Source organism: Labrys sp. 22185 (assembly GCF_052045555.1).
GTDB lineage: Bacteria > Pseudomonadota > Alphaproteobacteria > Rhizobiales > Labraceae > Labrys > Labrys neptuniae.
The window spans coordinates 14,446-33,782 of the sequence record NZ_JBQEPH010000017.1; the positions used below are offsets into that span (position 1 = coordinate 14,446).

Annotated in this window: 15 protein-coding genes; 8 read left to right on the top strand and 7 right to left on the bottom strand. The window is 64.6% G+C overall.

All coding sequences use genetic code 11. The features are described 5' to 3' along the window. Positions 1–4: 4 nt before the first annotated feature. The 4 genes from ACTJKX_RS25800 to ACTJKX_RS25815 form a co-directional block, all read right to left on the bottom strand. Positions 5–841 carry a carbohydrate ABC transporter permease gene (locus ACTJKX_RS25800; protein ID WP_068295726.1) on the bottom strand — a complete coding sequence of 279 codons (837 nt, stop codon included), beginning with the start codon at positions 839–841 and terminating at the stop codon, positions 5–7. Next, positions 841–1,722 (bottom strand): carbohydrate ABC transporter permease, encoded by an 882-nt coding sequence (locus tag ACTJKX_RS25805; protein ID WP_311940129.1) that lies wholly within the window; start codon positions 1,720–1,722, stop codon positions 841–843. The genes ACTJKX_RS25800 and ACTJKX_RS25805 overlap by 1 nt, the downstream gene beginning before the upstream one ends. Positions 1,723–2,007: 285 nt before the next feature. Further along, positions 2,008–3,441 (bottom strand): ABC transporter substrate-binding protein, encoded by a 1,434-nt coding sequence (locus ACTJKX_RS25810; RefSeq protein WP_068295730.1) that lies wholly within the window; start codon positions 3,439–3,441, stop codon positions 2,008–2,010. 257 nt (positions 3,442–3,698) lie between these two features. Next, positions 3,699–4,634 carry a pirin family protein gene (locus ACTJKX_RS25815; protein WP_311940125.1) on the bottom strand — a complete coding sequence of 312 codons (936 nt, stop codon included), beginning with the start codon at positions 4,632–4,634 and terminating at the stop codon, positions 3,699–3,701. Between the two features lie 219 nt (positions 4,635–4,853). On the opposite strand from ACTJKX_RS25815, the gene ACTJKX_RS25820 reads away from it, so the two are divergent. The 3 genes from ACTJKX_RS25820 to ACTJKX_RS25830 all read left to right on the top strand — a co-directional run bounded on the left by ACTJKX_RS25820 (position 4,854) and on the right by ACTJKX_RS25830 (position 7,884). Next, positions 4,854–6,413 carry a VOC family protein gene (locus ACTJKX_RS25820; RefSeq protein WP_440726992.1) on the top strand — a complete coding sequence of 520 codons (1,560 nt, stop codon included), beginning with the start codon at positions 4,854–4,856 and terminating at the stop codon, positions 6,411–6,413. Continuing rightward, positions 6,406–6,735 (top strand): GNAT family N-acetyltransferase, encoded by a 330-nt coding sequence (locus ACTJKX_RS25825; RefSeq protein WP_394312944.1) that lies wholly within the window; start codon positions 6,406–6,408, stop codon positions 6,733–6,735. The genes ACTJKX_RS25820 and ACTJKX_RS25825 overlap by 8 nt, the downstream gene beginning before the upstream one ends. A 126-nt stretch (positions 6,736–6,861) precedes the next feature. Further along, positions 6,862–7,884, top strand: coding sequence for a hypothetical protein (locus ACTJKX_RS25830; protein WP_440726993.1), 1,023 nt, complete (start codon positions 6,862–6,864; stop codon positions 7,882–7,884). 21 nt (positions 7,885–7,905) lie between these two features. Here the strand turns inward: ACTJKX_RS25830 and ACTJKX_RS25835 are convergent, their stop codons facing one another. Beyond that, a complete protein-coding gene (locus tag ACTJKX_RS25835) occupies positions 7,906–8,277 on the bottom strand; it encodes a cupin domain-containing protein (RefSeq protein WP_440726994.1) in 372 nt (123 codons plus the stop codon). A gap of 174 nt (positions 8,278–8,451) precedes the next feature. Beyond that, a complete protein-coding gene (locus ACTJKX_RS25840) occupies positions 8,452–9,396 on the bottom strand; it encodes a ring-cleaving dioxygenase (protein ID WP_311940116.1) in 945 nt (314 codons plus the stop codon). 168 nt (positions 9,397–9,564) lie between these two features. Between ACTJKX_RS25840 and ACTJKX_RS25845 the strand changes: the two genes are divergently transcribed. The 5 genes from ACTJKX_RS25845 to ACTJKX_RS25865 all read left to right on the top strand — a co-directional run bounded on the left by ACTJKX_RS25845 (position 9,565) and on the right by ACTJKX_RS25865 (position 16,636). Next, positions 9,565–10,485, top strand: a complete 921-nt coding sequence (locus ACTJKX_RS25845; protein ID WP_367625409.1) for a LysR family transcriptional regulator — start codon at positions 9,565–9,567, stop codon at positions 10,483–10,485. A 28-nt stretch (positions 10,486–10,513) separates the two neighbouring features. Then, the gene (locus tag ACTJKX_RS25850; protein WP_440726995.1) at positions 10,514–10,981 is read left to right on the top strand and encodes a GNAT family N-acetyltransferase; all 468 of its coding nucleotides are present in this window, start codon (positions 10,514–10,516) and stop codon (positions 10,979–10,981) included. Positions 10,982–11,062: 81 nt separating this feature from the next. Continuing rightward, the gene (locus ACTJKX_RS25855) at positions 11,063–12,145 is read left to right on the top strand and encodes a helix-turn-helix transcriptional regulator (protein ID WP_311940111.1); all 1,083 of its coding nucleotides are present in this window, start codon (positions 11,063–11,065) and stop codon (positions 12,143–12,145) included. Between the two features lie 468 nt (positions 12,146–12,613). Then, positions 12,614–13,399, top strand: a complete 786-nt coding sequence (locus ACTJKX_RS25860) for a winged helix-turn-helix domain-containing protein (protein WP_311940110.1) — start codon at positions 12,614–12,616, stop codon at positions 13,397–13,399. Positions 13,400–13,624: 225 nt separating this feature from the next. Next, a complete protein-coding gene (locus ACTJKX_RS25865) occupies positions 13,625–16,636 on the top strand; it encodes an ABC transporter transmembrane domain-containing protein (RefSeq protein ID WP_440726996.1) in 3,012 nt (1,003 codons plus the stop codon). A 304-nt stretch (positions 16,637–16,940) separates the two neighbouring features. Here ACTJKX_RS25865 and ACTJKX_RS25870 read toward each other — a convergent pair whose 3' ends face one another. Next, a complete protein-coding gene (locus ACTJKX_RS25870) occupies positions 16,941–19,337 on the bottom strand; it encodes an aldehyde dehydrogenase family protein (RefSeq protein WP_440726997.1) in 2,397 nt (798 codons plus the stop codon).

Below are 19,337 nucleotides of genomic sequence, written 5' to 3' on the forward strand. Positions count from 1 at the left end.
GGCCTCATCCCTTCACGGCGCCGAAGGTCAGGCCGGCGACGATATGGCGCTGAACCACGCCGAGGATCACCAGGGCGGGGATCAGCGTCAGCATGGCGGTGGCGGCAAGCTGGCCCCAATTGGTGCCGGTGACAGAGACATATTCTGCAAGCAGCGTGGTGATGGTGCGGGCCTCCACGCTGGTGAGGGTGGCGGCCAGGAGATATTCGTTCCAGGCGAAGATCCAGGTGAGGATCATGGTGACGGCGAGGCCCGGCCGGGCGAGCGGATAGATCACCTTGGCGAGAAGCTGGAAGGTCGAGGCACCGTCGATGGTGGCGGCCTCGTCGAGTTCCTGCGGGATGGAATCGAGCACCGGCCGCAGCGTCCACACGGCGAAGGGCAGGTTGAACACGCAATAGAGCAGGACGAGGCCGATGCGCGTATCGAACAGTTTCCAGTCGCCGACGACGAAGACCTGCGTGTAGAGCAGGAACAAAGGCAGCAGGAACACCGCCGGCGGGGCCATGCGGTTGGTGATGGTCCAGAAGAAGACGTTCTCCTTGCCGACCAGCTTGTAGCGCGTCAGCGCATAGGTGGCGAGGAAGCCGAGCAGGGTCACAAGAAAGGCATTGGAGGTGGCGACGATGACCGAATTCAACATGTATTTCTGCAGGTTCGGGTCGGTCAGGGCGTTGGCGTAGTTGTCCGGGAAGAAGGAAGTCAACAGGAAGCTCGGCCGGCCGAAGAGCTCGACGCGGCTCTTGGCCGAGACCACGAACAGCCAGTAGATCGGCGCCAGCGTGATCAGGCTGAGCACGATCCAGAGCAACAGGCTGACGAAGACATTGGGCTTGCGCATCACTCGGGCCTCCTGAGGTCGCGGCGGGCCACCAGGGCCGAATAGAGCAGCCAGCACATTACGATGGTGAGGTAGAGCACCAGCACGGACATGGCGCCGCCATAGCCGTAGTCCTTCTTGGGAAACACCACGCGGAAGATATAGAGGCCGACGAAGCGGGTGGCATCGCCAGGGCCCCCGGAGGTCAGCATGAAGATCTCGTCGAAGGTGCGCAACGCATCCATCAGGCGGATGAACACGGTGGCGAGAATGGCCGGCTTCAGCATCGGCAAAGTGATGTGCCAGAAGATCTGGAAGCGGCTGGCGCCGTCGATCTGCGCCTGCTCGAAGGGATCCTTGGGCAGGGACGACAGGGCGGCGAGCAGGGTCAGCGTCACCAGCGGCGTCCAGTGCCAGATATCCATGATCACCACGGCGGTGAAGGCCTGGTCGGAGAAGCGGCTGATGTTGAGGTCGTAGCCGAACCAGCTTCGAAGATAGCTCGGCAACGGGCCGAGGCCGGGCGTCAGCAGCAGACGCCAGATCGCGCCCACGGCGATCGGCGCGATCACCAGCGGCAAAGTATGGATGGTACGGAAGAAGCCCTTGCCCGGGAAGTCGCGCATGAAGAGCTGGGCGAGGAAATAGCCGAGCACGATCTCGCTGACCACGGCGAAGAAGCCGAATTTCAACGTGCCCCAGATCGACTTGAGGAAGTCGGTATCGAAGACCAAGGCCCGGAAATTGTCGAGCCCGTTGAAATGCATGGTCGGATCGGCAGCGAAGCTGTTCCACTGCGTGAAGGAGACCACCATCACGTAGATGAACGGCACGACACCGAACAGAGCGAGGATGAACAGGGTGGGTGCCAGCAGCAGCCAGCCGGTTGTCGACGATCGCATGAGGGTTCCTTCACCCGCGAGGCAAGAGGGATGCCGATCTCGAAAGCTACGGCACCTCGAGCAAGTGAGCGTTCAGGCGTGAACGCTCACTTGCTCCAACTCTTTGATCCAACGTGTCTTTGCGATTTGAAGTGTCTCGTTCAAATGGCGACCCGCTTTGGATCGACGCGGCCTTTGTCATTGCCGGGCTTGGCCCGGCAATCCAGTCTCCACCTGGCCAGTACGCACCTGGCGAGGGCGCCTGGATGCCCGGGTCAAGCCCGGGCATGACAAAGGCCGACGTTCTTACTTGCGATAGCCCAGCTTCTTGAGTTCGGCTTCCGTCGTGGCCGCCATCTGGTCGAGGGCGTCGGAGGCGGAAAGGTCGCCCGTGATCGCCTTGTAGAATATCGAGGCGGTCGCTTCACGCACCTGGGCGTGGAAGGGGTAGGGCGGGGCACCGGCAAAGAGCTTGCCGTCCTTCTTCATCAGCGAATAGTAGCCGTTGGTCTTCTCGTCCTGCGCCTTCACCTTGGGATCGTCATAGGTCGCGGTGTGGGTGATGCGCGAACCGGCGACGGCCCAATCGGCCTGGACGCTCTCCTGGGCGATATATTGCAGGAAGAGCAGGGCTGCCTCCTTGTTCTTGGAGGCATAGGAGATGCCGAAGGCACCGCCGTCATAATAGCCGATATAGCCCTTGCCGGCTTCCGCGGCCTCGATCACGCCGGGGGAGGTCGGCGGCAAGGCCACGCCGACCTTGCCCACCACCTTGGACTTGGAGGCATCGGTGGCGATCCAGGCGGCGTTCTCGCCATAGACGAGGCCTTGGGCCGCGCGTCCGGCTGCGAAGGTGGCGGCGACTTCGTCCCAGGTGCTGGCGGTGGATTCGGGCGGCGCGTCCGGCAGCAGACTCAGCCAGTATTCCAGGGCCTTCTTGGCCTCGGGGCTGTTCATCGAGCCGCCATTGGCGACGGTGGCGGCATAGTTCTTGGAAGCGTCGATGCCCCAATTATAGACGCCGAAGGTCGGCGCGACGCTTTCGAAGAATTCGTACCAGGAGGCGGGGTGACCGGTATTGGCCTGCACCGTCGAGCCCCACAATTCCTCGCCCTTGTCCTTGCCCCATTCGGTGAAGAAGTCGGCGATGGCCTTGTAGTCCTCATGGGTCTTGGCGGGAGCCAGGTCCTTGCCGGTCTTCTTCTTGTAGGCTTCCTTCACCGCCGGATCATCGAACAGGTCCTTGCGATAGAGGTAGATCTTGATGAAGGCCTCCATCGGCACGCCGTAGAGGTCGCCCTTGTCGTCCTTGAAGTAGTTGGCGAAGCTGGTGAATTTCGCGGGATCGTAGTCGGGCGCCTTCAGCGCCGGCTTGTCGGCGAGGGTCTTGGTGATGTCGACCAGGAAGTTGCGGGCCAGATAGCTGTAGATGATGTCCTGCTCGATATAGACGAAGTCATAGACGCCGGTCTTGGCCTCCATGTCCTTGATCGCCTTGTCGTACATCTGGTCCCAGGAGGTGGCTTCGAACTCCACCTTGATGCCGGTGGCCTTGGTGAAGGCTGGGCCCAGCACGTTCTTTACATAGTTGGAGGGCGGCGTGCTTTCCGAAATACCGTGGATGGTGACGCCCTGGAGGTCCTTGGAGGCGTCGGACCAGAAATCGGCGTAGGCGGAGGTGGTGGCGAGCAGGACGCTGACCGTCAGTGCGGCGAGGCCGGCTCCTATCTTCCTGTACATCTGGTTTCTCCCTGGAAATGGCTTGTTTCTTATTGCCCGCGTGGCGACGGGGGAGGCGCCCGAGCCACGTCTTGGGGGCGCCCTTCATTTTGTTGCGCATTTCCACAAACTGAGTCAATGGGCAAGGTCACGCGCAAGGCCAAGTTGTATGAGGAATCTTGCGCAAAGTCATCCCCAAAATATGACGAACCTTCTCCATATTATGAAGAAGGTTCGTCGCGATTCATCACTGAGGCGAATGAGCGGTGCCACTGGCCTCAGTCGGGCAGAGGAATATGCTCGGCGCGATCGTCCGGTGGCAGATCGAACAGGCCCTGGCCCCAGTTCTGGGCCTGCCATTGCGCCTTGGCTTCCTCGATGCGTTCCTTCGAGGAGGCGACGAAGTTCCACCAGATATAACGTGGTCCGCCAAGGGTGGCGCCGCCCAGGATCATCAGGCGGGCGCCCCGGTCGCCGGCCGCAACCGTGATGGCGTCGCCGGGGCGGAAGACCATCATCTGCCCGGCCTCGAAATCCTGGCCGGCAATGGAGACGGAGCCTTGCGTGATGTAGAGGCCGCGATCCTCATGATTATCCGGCATGGGCAGTCTTGCGCCGGGAGAGAGGACGACGTCGCCGTAGAAGGTTTCCGAGAACATCGTCGCCGGCGCCTTCTCGCCATAGGCATTGCCGAGGATAAGCTTCACGCTGACGCCGTCGCTTTCGATCACCGGCAGGGCCTCCTTGCCGTGATGCTCGAACATCGGCGCCATGTCCTCGTGGGTTTCCGGCAGGGCGATCCAGGTCTGGATGCCGAACAGACTGTTGGGACCGCGGCGGGCTTGCGCCGAGGTCCGTTCCGAATGGGTGACCCCGCGCCCGGCCACCATCCAGTTCAGGGCGCCGGGGTGGATGACCTGGTCGGTGCCCAGGCTGTCGCGATGGTGGAAATCGCCGCGATAGAGATAGGTGACGGTACCCAGGCCGATATGGGGATGCGGACGGACGTCGACGCCCTGGCCGGTCAGGAATTCGGCAGGCCCCGCCTGGTCGAAGAAGATGAAGGGGCCGACCATCTGGCGCTTGGGGGCGGGCAGGGCGCGGCGAACTTCGAAGCCGCCGAGATCGCGCGAACGCGGAACGATCAAGGTTTCGATCGCGTCGATGCCGATCGCGTCGGGGCAGCCGGGTGTCAGGGCGGGGTTCCAGCTCATTCGATCCTCCAGTCCACTTGGTGCTTCGGACGTTGTCGGCCGCAAGATCTCAAACTTTGCTCAGGCGGCCCATGGCTCAGCATAGGTCGGGAACTGGTCGCTCAAAACCCTTTTGCCGTTCGACAATCGAGAACGCCGATTTCGACGTCAGTGACTTGGACGAACGCAGACGATCATGCGAGTTTGGAAAACATCGACAGGAGAGAGACGGGTAGCAATATGACGGCAATGGCCGCGAGCGGGATCCACCACGTCACCTTGATGACGCGCAACGTGCAGGCGAATGTCGATTTCTATGTCGGCTTCCTCGGCCTGCGCCTGGTCAAGCGTACGGGCGGCTACGAAGATGCCCAGCAACTCCATCTCTTCTATGGCGATCGTCTCGGCTCGCCCGGCTCCATCGTCACCTTCCTCGTCTGGGAGGACGGTGCCCCCGGCCGTGTCGGCAATGGCCAGGTTTCCGAGATCGCCTTTGCGGTGCCGTCGGCCAGCATCGGCGACTGGATGACGCGGGCCCTCAGCCATGGCGTGCCGATGACGGGGCCGTCGCAGGAATTCGGCGAATCCGTACTGCGGCTCAAGGATCCCGACGGCGTCATCGTCAAGCTGGTCGGTGCCGACCTGCCATCAGCCGCGTCCTGGGGCAACGAAGCGACCGCGCCGCGGCGCTTGCGTGCGGTGACCCTGCTGACGGACCAGCCAGAGGAAACGGCGGCCTTCATCGCGCGTTTCGGCTACCGGCCCGGGCCGCGCGAGGGCAGTGTCCAGCGCCTGCTGTCGGATACGGATGCCGTCGATGTCCGCGATGCCTCGGGCTATGTGCCGGGTGTTCCCGGTACCGGCACGGCCGATCATGTCGCCTTTCGCGCGGTGGATGTGGCTGAGGTGCGCAAGCACGAGGCTGCGCTGTCGCGTCTCAATTCGTCGCCAACCAATTTCCATGATCGCAACTACTTCACCTCGCTCTATGTACGGGAGCCAGGCGGCGCCTTGATCGAAGTGGCGACGGATGGTCCGGGTTTTGCCATCGACGAGGAAGCCGACCGTCTCGGCGAGCGCCTGTTCGTACCGCCTGGCGATGCCGGGCGGGCGGAGGAGCTGAAGGCCATGCTGCCGCAGTTCTCCCTGCCCGGAGAGCCGCGCCTGCCGCATCGGGATCTGCCGTTCGTGCATCGGTTCCATACGCCGGACCAGCCCGACGGCAGCACATTGGTCCTGTTGCACGGAACCGGCGGGAACGAGGCCGATCTGATGCCGCTCGCCCGACAGATCGCGCCCCATGCGACCTTGCTGGGCATGCGTGGGCGTAGCCATGAGGAAGGCGTGCTGCGCTGGTTCCGGCGCATGGGAATGACGAAGTTCGATCAGGCCGACATCGCCTTCGAGGCGAAGGCCTTCGCGGCTTTCATCGAGGGGGCCGTGGCAGGCTATGGCCTCGACGCCGGCCGCCTGACCTTTCTGGGCTATTCCAACGGCGCCAATTTCATCGCCGCCGTAATGGGGCTGCATCCCGGCATCATCACGCGCGCCATTCTGCTGCGGGCGATGCCGGTGCTCGAGGCCTTGCCGCAGGCCGATCTTGCCGGGACATCGGCCCTGATGTTGACCGGGGCACGGGACCCCTTCGCGCAGGAAGCGCCCCGGCTTGAGGCCTGGCTGCGGGACCAGGGCGCCGACGTCACCACCCGCAGCATCGACGCCGGCCATGAATTGTCATCCGCCGACCGGTCGGCGGCACGTCAATGGTTCGAAATCACTGAGGGAGGCCGCAATGGCTGACATCGACATTCGTCGCGACGAACTGGCCGAACCGCGTGGGCGTTATGTCGCGCGCATCGACGGTGTGGAAGGGGAGGCCGAGATCGTCTTCACCAGGCACGGAGCCGGCTTGATCAGTGCCGATCATACCGGTGCCCCCGAGACGATGCGCGGCACCGGCGCTGCCGCTGCTCTGGTGGCCTATATGGTGGAGGACGCGCGCCGTAACGGCTTCCGCATCCTGCCGCTTTGCCCCTATGTGCGGGCGCAATATCGCAAGCACCCTGACTGGGCCGACGTGATGACGCTGGCGCCGGGCGAGGATCCGCCGGCGACGGCGTAGCTCTACGGCTTTTCTCCTTGGCGAAAGATCTAAACGGAACGGCTCAAGCCGGGATGATCGGATCTGGCCTCATTGCCTCCCGAGTGCAGTTGCGGCACCCTGCGAGGGTCGAACCTCGAGGTCGTCATGCAGTCTCCCGAGACAATCGCCACGCACGCCTATTTCGGACAGGTCACGGCGGATGGGTGGGATCTCATCTTCCATCCGCCTGACAATCGCTCCGACGTCGTCTATCGGGCGGGGTATGTGTGCCATCCGACGCGTGAGCACTACGAGGCGCTCCTGCCACGCCTGCCGGCCTTCGAAGCCTTCTGCCGCAATCTGGAAGAGAATGACCGGCGCGTTCGCCAACATTTTCGCTCCTGGCCACTCACGGCAGGAGCGTTCGAACTCGTCTGTGCCATGATGGGCGGTGACGACGAGTTGCTTCCATCCTCACTCACGCCTTATCCCTATGATCAGCGGCCCTTCGCCCTGCAATATCGCGCGCTTGACCAAGCAGCCTGGGAGTTTGCCGGCATTCCCTGGTGGCCGCCGGTTTTCGCCGCTCTTTTCGATGCCACCGGAAATTTCTCGGGGATCGAGTACCAGGTCGAACAGGCGATGCGCGACCTGCCGGATTCAATCGCACCGTCTCGATGGGAGGCGGGATATCGCCATCCCTATTTCGGGCGACGCAAGCTGTCGGATTTTTCGCGACTGACAACGTCGACCGTTGCGGGGCGCAAGATTCCGTTCGATCTCTTCATGACCAAGAAAACCATGGCTGCCTTCGAGCCGGAGCATCTGGATCCGTTCGTATCCTTGGTCGAGAAATTGGACGGGCTGGATGCCGGCGTGCGGTCGGGCTTTCCCGACGCAATGCGCATGGAATGGCTGGAGGAGCGTTTCACCTATGGTACCCCGACCCTGCGCCGGGCTCTCGATCAGATCTTTCCCGATGCAACGGATCCGAGTGCCGTCTCGCCGCAGGCCTTTGCCGCGGCTCTCGTTCTCAAGCGTGGATGTTTTTCACTTTCGCCCGAGAAAAGCGGCGGCGCGGCACTGACCCTCGACTATGCGATCCTGCCGGCCCGCAACGACAATGAATTGTTCGCAGCCAAGTTTTCGCTCGATGGCGAGTTGCTTGACCTCGTGATCGAGAGTTGAGGAAGAGCGCCCGGTGCCGCCTCAGGCCCAGACGTCGTTCCGGGCCGTACGCTCGCCACCTTCATGGCCGGTGTTGAGGGTGCCGCGCGGTTCGATCAGCAGGAGATGGACCTCGCTTTCCGCATAGGGCTTATGCTCCAGGCCCTTGGGCACCACGGCCATCTCGCCTGGGCCGATGACGACCGAACCATGGCGGAAATCGATGCGCAGGCGGCCGCTGAGGACGATGAAGGTCTCATCCGTTTCAGGATGGTCGTGCCAGATGAAGTCCCCCTCGATGCGCACCAGCTTGAACTGATAGTCGTTCATCTCGGCGACGACGCGGGGCTGCCAGAGATCGCCGATCTTTGAGATCTTCTCGGCGAAGTTGATCGCTTTGGGCGTGATTTCCATGGTGCCTTGCTCCGTTCTCCAATGATGCGACTTATGGGGCCTGCCGCGGTTGCGATCTTGAACGATTGTGCGCTTCTGCCGCGGTGCGGTTTCAAGGCTTGTCTCCAACAAAAACAGCGCCGGGGGATACCCGGCGCTGGCCTTGCGTTGGTTGGACTATGTTTGTGGCCGATACTACAGGGGCTGCAGACCGGCTTCGATGGCGGCGCGGCGGCCTTCGAGGAAAGGCGGCAGCGACAGGCGCTCGCCCAGGCTCTCCAGCGGCTCGTCGACGGCGAAACCGGGGCCATCGGTGGCGATCTCGAAGAGATTGCCGCCGGGCTCGCGGAAGTAGAGCGAGCGGAAGTAGTAGCGTTCCACTTCGCCCGAGCTCGGAATGCCGAACTGGCCGAGCCGTTCGGTCCAGGCATGGATTCCCGCGACGTCCGGGGTGCGGAAGGCGACGTGATGCACGGCGCCGGCGCCCTGGCGGGCAGTGCCGAGCCCCGGCTGCACGGCGACATGCAACTCGGCAGCGGCACCGCCTTCGCCCATGCGGTAGACATGCACTCGGCCCTCGCCGTCGGGCGAAGCATAGTCGCGCTCCTCCTTCATGTTGAGCACGCGGGTGAGGACGGCATCCGTGGGCTCCTTCTTCGGCACCGAGATGGTGATCGGGCCAAGGCCCCTGATCTGGTGTTCAGTCGGTACGGGGCTGCGGCTCCAGGGGTGCAGGGCGCCGTTGCCGCCATCGTCCACCAGCCGGAAACGCTGGCCCTCCGGATCCTCGAATTCAAGGCTGGCGCGACCGTCGATCAGGCCGACGTCGCCGGCGGTTACGCCCAGATCCTTCAGGCGGGCCGCCCAATAATTCAGGCTGTCCTCGCCGGAGACGCGCAGGCCCGTGCGGCTGATCGAATGGGTGCCGCGGCGTTCGGGTGCCACCGGCCAGTCGAAGAAGGTGAGGTCGCTGCCGGGCGTGGCCTCGCCGTCGGCATAGAAGAGATGATAGGCGCTGGTGTCGTCCTGGTTGACGGTTTTCTTGACCAGCCTCAGGCCAAGCGTGTCGGTGTAGAAGCGCTTGTTGCCGGGTGCGTTCGCGGTGATCGCGGTGAGATGATGAATGCCGGTGAGCTGCATGGCAGTCTCCTTCGTGTTGCGTTGCCCGGAATATCGGCGCGAACGGTCGGGCCGGGTAGCGCGATCCTTGCACACGCCGCGTTCGAAGATTTCGAACGGCAAGGCTTGGAATGAGAGCGCTCACGGGGTAGGCAGAGTACCTGGGGTGCACCGACCGAGACGCTCGCCATGAAATGGACCATCGACGAGATCAAGACCTTCCTGGATGTGATGGAGACCGGCACCGTGTCCGGCGCGGCGGCGCGGGCGAACCTGTCGAAATCGGTGGTCAGCAAGCGCATCGCCGATCTCGAGCTGGCCCTGGGCGCGCCGTTGTTCCAGCGCCATGCCGGGCGCATCCTGCCCAACGAGACGGCGGGCGAACTGGCGGTACGGCTAAGGCCGGCCCTCGCTGAGATGACCAACGCCGTCGAGAGCGTGGCCTGGGGCATGGCGGGCCTGCGCGGTTCGCTCGCCATCTCGGCGCCGATGAGCTTCGGCATCCGCCATCTCAGCCCCTTGCTGGCTGCCTTCGCCCTGCGGCACCCCGATCTGGAACTGGTGGTCGACTATGAGGATCGCTTCGTCGATCTGGTGCGCGGCGGCTTCGACCTTGCCGTGCGCATCGGCCAGATGTCGGATTCCGGCCTGATCGCCCGCAAACTCTGCGACGATCCGCGCGTCGTCTGCGCCAGCCCCGACTATCTGGAGCGCCGGGGCGCGCCGAAGGATCTCGCCGACCTGCCCAATCATGCCGCTATCGGCTATCGCAACCTGCAGGCGACGCAGGTCTGGCAATTGGCCGATGGCTCGGGCGGTGTCGTCGGCGTGCCGATGCGCGGCCGCATTGCCGCCAACAATGGCGAGGTGATGCGCGACATGGCCATTGCCGGCCTTGGGCTGGCCCTGCTGCCGATGTTCATTGCCCATGAGGCCCTGGCCGATGGTCGCCTCGTCGCCCTGCTGCCCGGCAACCCGCCGCAGCCTTTGCCGATCGCCGCGGTCTGGCCGCCGGTCAAGCCGATGCCGCGCAAGCTGCGGGCCATCGTCGACCACCTGGTCGAGGGCTTCGGTGAGGTGCCCGACTGGCTGCGCGGGCCCGCGCGATGATACCGGTTCTCTGCCCGCGGATGTGCCGATGCCGATAGAACGATATGACGGCCCGCGCGACGCCCTGCTGGCGATGTTCGCCCTCGCCGATGATTCACCGGTTCAGATCGCCTCCTATATCGGGCTGGGCGATGTGCTGGTGGCCCGCCGGGAAGGCATCATCATCGGCCACGCCCAGATCGTCGCCACCGATGAGCCAGACGTGCTCGAGCTCAAGAGCCTGGCGGTGCTGGCTGGGCACCGCGGTGCGGGGATCGGACGCGAACTGGTCGAGGCGGCGATCGCCTTCAGCCGCGAACGACGCGCTCGCTCGCTGGTCGTTTCGACGGCAACGGCCGATATCGCCAATCTGCGCTTCTACCAGCGCCGGGGCTTTCGCATGACCCGGATCGTGCCGGATGCCTTCCGGCCGGAGACGGGTTACCCCGACGGCATCATGATCGATGGTATAGTCCTACGTGATCAGGTGTTTTTCGAGTTGAAACTTGCGGATTGAGGGAGAGAAATCGATATTTTCTTGGTGAATTGACGGCGTGATCTGGAATAATGCAGGCGTTGCTTTCGAGAGGAAGCCGTCATGGATCAGCAACTGGTCGATCGGATCTACGAATGTGCCTTCGTGCCGGAACAATGGCCGGACACGCTGGACACGCTTTCGCGCATGACGGCGGGCGCAGGCGGCAGCCTCTATGTCTTCGGCAAGGACGCCACCATGCTCACGGCCTCGCCCGACGCCCGGGAGAGGGCCAAGGCCGCTCTGGCCGGCGGCTTCGCCCAGCGCGGCCATGGGCTGAGCCGGGTGTTGGCATCCTCGCGGGCCGGTTTCATCACCGAGCGGGACATCATGACCGAGATCGAGCTCGAGCAGGAGCCGCTCTATCGTGATTTCTGGCGCCCCTCGGGCATCGGCTCGATGATCGTGACCACGGTGGAGCTGCCGACCCGGGAAATGCTGCTGCTCCTGTTCACGCGCTGGCTCGCCCAGGGGCCGGCCGAGCGGGCCTTGGTCGATCGTTTCGATATATTGCGCCCCCATCTGGCCCGCAGTGCCCTGATGACCGCACGCCTGCAACTCGAGCGGGCCCGTGCCGCCAGCCAGACGCTGGCTGCTCTCGGCCTGCCGGCGCTGGTACTCGACCGGATGGGCAAGGTGCTGGCCGCCAACAGCCTGATCGAGGATCTCGGCGCCTTCGTGCATTGGCGCGCCTTCGACGGCGTCTCCTTCGTCGATCGGGCGGCCGACAAGCTCCTGCGCGATGCCATCGTCACCATCGACCAGCCGCATGGTGCGAGCGTGCGGTCCTTCCCGGTGCGGGGGGAGCCCGAGGCGATGGTCGCCCATATCGTGCCGATCCGCCTGAGCGCGCGCGACATTTTCGTGAGCAGCGCGGCGGCCCTGATCCTGACGCCAGTGACCGCGCCGCAGGCACCGCCGGTCGAGCTGGTGCAGTCCCTTTTCGACCTCACGCCGGCGGAGGCCCGGGTCGCGCGCAGCCTCGCGACAGGCGACAGCGTGGAGCACATCGCCCAGCATAGCGGCGTGACGCCGAACACCGTGCGCACGCAGGTGCGCGGCGTCCTGGAGAAGACCGGTTGCAGCCGCCAGGCCGAGGTGGTCGCCCTGCTGGCCGGACTGGCGCCACTGCCTCGCATGGCGTGATCCCGGCGGGGTTGATAGGTGCTTCCTCACCTCATCTTTCCGGTTGCGTTGCCCCTCACCCTAACCCTCTCCCCGTAAGGACGGGGCGAGGGGACTTCAGCCTTGTATTTCAAGCCGAAAGTGTCTCATCTCGCCCAGCGGTTGGGCGAGATGAAATCTCCGACGATCATTCGTGACGTTTGCGCCTCCCTCGCCCCGCTTCTTGCGGGGAGAGAGTTAGGGTGAGGGGCAGCGCTCCCGTGTGCAGTCATGTTGATAGACACTTTGCTTTCGATGGGCACCGTGACGCAAGAAATCCGGCTGCGCCTCATCTGTTTTGATGATGTTTCCCTGGCAGGAATAGCGAAACTGGAGCTGCGGCTGAGACAGCCGGAGGTTTCCTGCAAATCCTCCTGCACTTTTTCGGCGGCACCACAGACGGAGCGGGGACAAACCTCGCCCAACCCCCACTGCCGAGAGAGTAGAGACATGGATCAGGAGCTGACTTACAGGCTCGGCGAATCCGTTCTGGATCTCAGCCGAGGTACATTGCGCAAGGCCGGCGCGCGCGTGCCGGTGCGCTCCAAAACCTTCAAATTGCTGAGTTATCTTGCTCGCAATGCCGGAAGGGTCGTCCGCAAGGACGAATTGTTCGCCGCGGTCTGGCCGCATGCCGTGGTTACCGAAGGGGCCCTGCTGCGCTGCATTCGCGATGCGCGCCAGAGCGTCGGAGACGAGCAGCACCGTATCATCCACACCGTGCCGGGGCGGGGCTACATCTACATGCCGCCCGAAGGCTTTGCTGATGCGCCGGAGGCACCGGAGCGGGGCACCGATGACATCGATCTCGATGCCGGCGCGGCGGAGCCCAAGGTCGCGGTGATGCCGTTCAGCCTGCGTGGCGTGGATGGCGGGATGAAGCCTGCCTTCGAGACCATTGTGCAGGAAATCCGGGGCGCGATCGCCAATTCGCGCGTGATCGTGGTGCAGCCGCCGGCACGGCGCAAACCGTCGCCCAAGACGGTCGCCGGTGTCGACTACCTGGTCGAGGGCCAGGTCGTGGCTGGCGAGCCGCATCTCAATGTCGTCGTGACCTTGTCCGATGCCCGATCGGGCCGCCGCCTGCTGACGCAGTCCTTCTTCCTCAAGGCCGAAAGCGTCGTGGCCTTCCACCAGAACGTCGCCAGGCAGGTCGTCAGTGCGCTCGTCTTCAATATCGAGACGGCCTCCTGGCACGGTACGACGCAGGGCACGACATCGCTGCACATGTGGTGAAGGCCAAGAAAAAGGCCTTTCTCGTGCGCCGATATAGGCAAGGGAGCGGTTTTCGCCTGCCGGTGGCTTGCTATTGTGGGTTGTAGTCACACATGAAGATGTGGGGATCTCGCAACGGGCGGGAGGCGACTTTTGTCCAGCAATGGCGATCCGGACAGATCCGGGCTGTTTTCGTTCGTCTGGCGGTACAGCAGGCGACATCAGCTTTTATTGCTGGCTGCGACCGTGGCTTCCTTTCCGGTGCTCTATCTGTCGCTGGAATTGCCGAAATATATCCTGAACGGCGCGCTTCAGGGGCATGTCACGCCGCTCAACCACCTGGGCCTGCATCTCGACCAGACCACGCTTCTCATGGTGCTGTGCCTGGCCTTTCTGGTCTGCACTTTGGCCAATGGCGTCATCAAGATGCAGCTCGGCATCTACCGGGGTGTCATCGGTGAGAGGCTGATCCGGCGGCTGCGCTACAAGCTGATCGCCCAGGTGCTGCGCTTTCCCCTGCAACGCTTCGATACCGTCTCGCAGGGCGAGGTCGTCTCGATGGTTACCGCCGAGGCCGAGCCCTTGAGCGGCGTGATGGGCGATGCCTTCGCCCAGCCGGTGTTCCAGGCAGGCCAGATCCTGACCATCGTCGCCTTCCTCTTTCTCCAGAATATCTGGCTCGGCGTTGCCGGCATCGGCCTCATCCCGGTGCAGGCCTATCTGATCCCGCGCATGCAGCGCTATGTGAACAGGCTGCATCATCAGCGCGTCAGCCGGGTACGAGCCCTGTCGGAACGCATCGGGGAAAGCGTCGCCGGTGTCGCCGATCTCCGGCAGAGTGGCGGTTTGCGCTATCGCCTCGCCGAGTTCAGCCGGCAGCTGGGCGAGCTCTATGCGATCCGGCTGCGCATTTTCGAGCGCAAATTCCTGATCAAATTCGTCAACAACTCGATCACGCAGCTCACCCCCTTCCTGTTCTTCCTGATCGGCGGCTATCTGGTCATCCATGGACAGCTCAGCGTCGGCGCCCTGATCGCGGCGCTTGCCGCTTCCCGCGACATCGCCGATCCCTGGCGCGAATTGCTGACCTATTGGAACCAGGCCCAGGAAGCATCCTCGCGTTATGACGCCCTTCTGGAGCAATTCGAAGTGCCGGAGGTTCCGGCCCCGGCGGTGGCCGATGCCGATGTGCCGCGCCTGAACGGCGCCATTCATCTGCGTGACGTCACCGTGCCGGGCCTTGGCGGCGTGCCTCTGCTCGATCAGGTCGATCTCACCATTCCCGGCGGGGCGCTCGTCGCCATTCAGAGTGCGGACATGCTGGTGCGCCGGGCCCTGTGCGACCTCTTCTCGGGCACCTCGGCGCCGAGTGCCGGGCAGGTGACCATATCCGGCGTGGACCTTGCCGGCGTCAGTCCGACCGTCCTGGCAGCCCGTATCGGCGTCGCCACCAGCACGCCCTACCTCTTCCGTGGCACCATCGCCCAGAACACCAGGATGCCCCTCTATCTGGAACCCGCGCCGTCGGGCGAACCGTCGGGCGAGGAGGCCAAGGCTCTAGCCGAAGCCTTGGAGACCGCCAACAGCCCCGACCGGCTCGACATTGCCTGGAATGACGGCGGGCTCGTCGGTTTCAAGGACGAAAGCGAGGTCGACGCCTGGTGGCTCGCCGTCATCGAGGTGATCGGCCGCTCGGAAATGCTGCTCGACCGCGCTCTCGACGGCTATCTGGTTCCTGGCCAGCATGGCGATCTCGCCGGTCGCGTCCTCGCCCTCAGGGATCAGGTGGCGCGACGGCTGGAGGCGGATGGATTGGCCGGGCAGATCGATCGGTTCGACCCTGGCACCATCAATCCCGGCCTGACCATCGGCGAGAATCTGCTCTATGCCGTCCACCATCACGGCGAGACCGAATCGAGCCATCCGGGGGAACGCCTTCTTGCCGAGATCGCCGGGCTCGACATTGCCGAGCAATTGCTGGCCTTCTCGATCGACCTTGCCTCGACGCTGGTCAGGGCCTTTGGCGAAGTCGGGCCTCGCCATCCGCTGCTGCGCCGCTTCACCACAATCGGCCCCGAGCTGTTCGAGCGCTTGCGGTCGGTCGCCTCCAAGGAGCAAGCCCACGACGTCGCCGGCATGAGCGCCGCCGAGCGTGCCACGCTGCTGTCATTGCTCTTCAACATCGCGCCGAGTGATCTCGGCACCGATTTTCCCGCCGGGTTTGCGTCCGCCATCGTATCGGCGCGTGCCCGTCATGGTGCGCGCCTGAGGGAGCTGGCAGGCGGCACTTTTTCGCCGATCGAGGCGGGCGCCTATAATTACGACCTGACCGTGCTGGAGAACCTGGTGTTCGGCCTGTCCGTGGCGCCGTCGGAGGCGACCCGCCGGCAGATCCATCACGTGCTGATGGACGTGGTGGAGGCGCAAGGCCTCGCCGGCGCCCTGCGCCTGCTGGTGGGAGAGGTGCGTACCGCGATCGCCGGCACCAACCTCTCGCCGGCGGTGCGCGAGCGCATCGGCCTCGGCCGGGCCCTGATCCGCCGGCCCGATCTCGTCCTGCTCGATCATGCCATGGCGAGCGCTTCGGAGGCTGACCGTCGTGCCATCTGGCTCAGGCTGCGGGCCCTGCTGCCTGACAGCACCATCATCGTACTGGAGCCCCAGATCACCCAGAGCGATGACTTCGACCTGGTTGTCACCATCCGTGACGGCCGCCTGATCAACGGGGCCAGCCGCCCGCCGGCGCCGGCCTATCACGCCTCGATCTCGGGCGACCTGCAGGCCAAGGTCGAGGTGCTCTCGGCGGTGGAGAGCTTCCGCGGCCTCAAGCGCAGCCAGATCGAGCTGCTCGCCTATGCCTCGCGCTGGATGTCGACGAAAGCCGGCGACTATGTCTTCCGCACCGGCGAGGTGCCCGATGGCGCCTATGTCGTCGCCTCCGGCGCTGCCGAACTGCGCTGGCTCAACTCGCTGGGCGAGGAGGAGTTGATCGATACCATCCTGCCCGGGCGGCTGATCGGTGATCTTGCCGTCATCCTCGGCCAGACGCGCATGGTGTCGATGATCGCGACGGCCGATCTGACCGGCCTGCGCATCGGCACGCGCGAATTCCTCGACATCGTCGAAAGCGACATCACCGTCGCCCTGCATTTGCTGCGCACCGTCGGGCATCACCTGGTCGAGGTTGGCGAGGAGGTGATCACCAAGGGCGCCTACAAGCCCAAGCAGCCGGGCGAGGCCGCCGCCGGTCGGCCATAAGAGTGCTCGGGCGTTCTCCGGAAAAGCCAATAGGGAATGGATCACTCCTTGTCGCCGAGGTCGCGCAGCCCCTCACCTCTATCCTCTCCCCGTAAGAACGGGGCGAGGGGACCTTGACGGTACATTTTATACTGAAAACGTCTCATCTCGCTCAACCCCCGGGCGAGATGAACGGCCCGAGGATGAATCGCGACGCCTGCGCCCCCTCGCCCCCGTTCTTACGGGGAGAGGATAGAGGTGAGGGGCTGCGCGACTTCGATGGGACGTGCCATTACAAGCGGGATTGCTTGTAATGGTGCCGACCCTATTCGCCGTAGGGCACCCAGATGTTCTTCACCTGGGTGGCATGGCGCAGATAGTCGGCGCCCTGGGCCTGCGCATCCTTCAACCAGTCGATGGCCCGGCCCTGGTTGGTCCAGGTCGCCTTGAGGTTGCCGGCGGAGGCCTTCTCGGCGGCCGCGGCGCCGCTTCTGGAGCCGTGATACCAGAGGGCGTCGACGTCGTCGTGCTCGGCCAGGGTCTTGGCGAGTTCGTCGCGCGCGCCGGTGACGATGTTGACGACGCCGGCCGGCACGTCCGAGGTTTCCAGGATCTGGTAGAAGTCGGTCGCCGCCAGCGGGAAGGCCGGCGAGGGTACCGCGACGACGCGGTTGCCCATGGCGATTGCCGGCAGCACCAGCGAGACGAAGCCGAGCAGCGGCGCCTCGTCCGGGCAGAGGATGCCGACCACGCCGAAGGGCTCGTTCATCGCCAGTGTCACGTTGCGCGAGCGGGTGGAATGCACGCGGCCGTCATATTTGTCGGCCTGGGCGGCATAGTAGAAGATGCGCCTGACAGCCTTCTCCACTTCCGCCTTGGCTGCCTTGGCGCTGTGGCCGTAGCTCACCAGGCGCTGCTCGAACTCGGCGGCGCGGGCCGACAGGTTCTCGGCAATATAATAGAGCACCTGGGCGCGGTTATGCGCCGTGGCGGCGCCCCAGCCGCCTGCCTTGGTCGCCGCTTCAACCGCGTTGCGGATGTCCTTGCGATTGCCGAGGCCTGCCTGGCCGAGCGTGGCGCCGGCCGTGCTCTTGACCGTGTAGCTATAGCCGGAATCCGGGCGGGCCTGCTTGCCGCCGACGAACAATTTGGCAGTGCGGTCGATGCTGGGCAGGCCGGTGCCGGCAGGTGCTTCGGCCGGAGCCATGCCGAGCGCGGCCGCTTTGCTGTCCTCCGCAGCCGGCAGGGACTTCTCCCAGTCGGGCTTGAGATATTCGTAGAGGCCTTCGCGGCCGCCCTCACGGCCGAAGCCACTCTCGCGATAGCCGCCGAAGCCGGCTGCGGCGTCGAACAGATTGGTGGAGTTGACCCAGACCACGCCGGCCTTCATGCGGGCGGCGGTGTCGAGGGCGCGGTTGATGTTCTCCGACCAGATCGAGGCGGCGAGGCCATAGCGGGTGTGGTTGGCGAGCTGGATCGCCTCGTCGGGCGTGCGGAAGGTCATGGCAACCGCGACCGGACCGAAGATCTCGACCTCCGAAACCGTCGAGGAGGGCTCCACATCGACGAAGATCGAAGGCGGGAAGAAGCTGCCCTTGGCCGGCAGCGCGCAATCGGCCTGCCAGAGGGTGCCGCCCTCCTGCTCGCCTTTCTTGACGAGATCCTGGATGCGCTGGAGCTGCACCGGCGCGACGATGGCGCCCATGTCGACGGACTTGTCGAGGGGATCGCCGACGCGCAGCGTCTCCATGCGGCGGCGCAGCTTGCCGAGGAAGCGCTCGGCGATGCCTTCCTGGATCAGCAGGCGCGAGCCGGCGCAGCAGACCTGGCCCTGGTTGAACCAGATGGCATCGACCACGCCTTCCACGGCGCCGTCGAGATCGGCATCCTCATAGACGATGAAGGGCGACTTGCCGCCGAGCTCGAGCGAGAGCTTCTTGCCTGAGCCCGCCGTGCCCTGGCGGATCAGGCGGCCGACTTCGGTGGAGCCGGTGAAGGCGATCTTGTCGACGTCGGGATGGGCGACGAGGGCCGCCCCCGTGGCGCCGTCGCCGGTGACGATGTTGACCACGCCATCCGGCAGACCGGCTTCGCGGCAGATCTCGGCGAAGGCCAGCGCCGTCAGTGGGGTGAACTCGGCGGGCTTGAGCACCACCGTGTTGCCGGCGGCCAGGGCCGGCGCGATCTTCCAGGCCAGCATCAGCAGCGGGAAGTTCCACGGAATGATCTGCCCGCAGACGCCGACCGGGCCGTAGCCGGCGAATTCGGTCTCGACCAGCTCGGCCCAGCCGGCATGGTGGTAGAAATGCCGCGCGACCAGGGGAATGTCGATGTCGCGGCTCTCGCGGATCGGCTTGCCGTTGTCCAGCGTCTCCAGCACCGAGAGGAAGCGCTCGCGCTTCTGGATGTGGCGGGCGATGGCATAGAGATAGCGGGCGCGCTCGTGGCCCGGCAGCGCCGACCAGGCGGGAAACGCCTTCCGGGCGGCCTTGACGGCGGCATCGACATCCTCGGCCGTGCCGGCGGCGACCTTGGCGAGCAGGGTGTCGCGGGCGGGATTGACGACCTCGAAGGTGTCCTTGCCCTTGGAGGCGACGAAGGCGCCGCCGATGAAGTGCTTAAAGCCCTTCTCGTGGCTCGCAAGCCAGGCCGTGACGTGATTGTCGGCTTCGGGCGCAGGACCATAGTCCATGGTTTGCAGAATTTCCTTTACGGTAGGCAC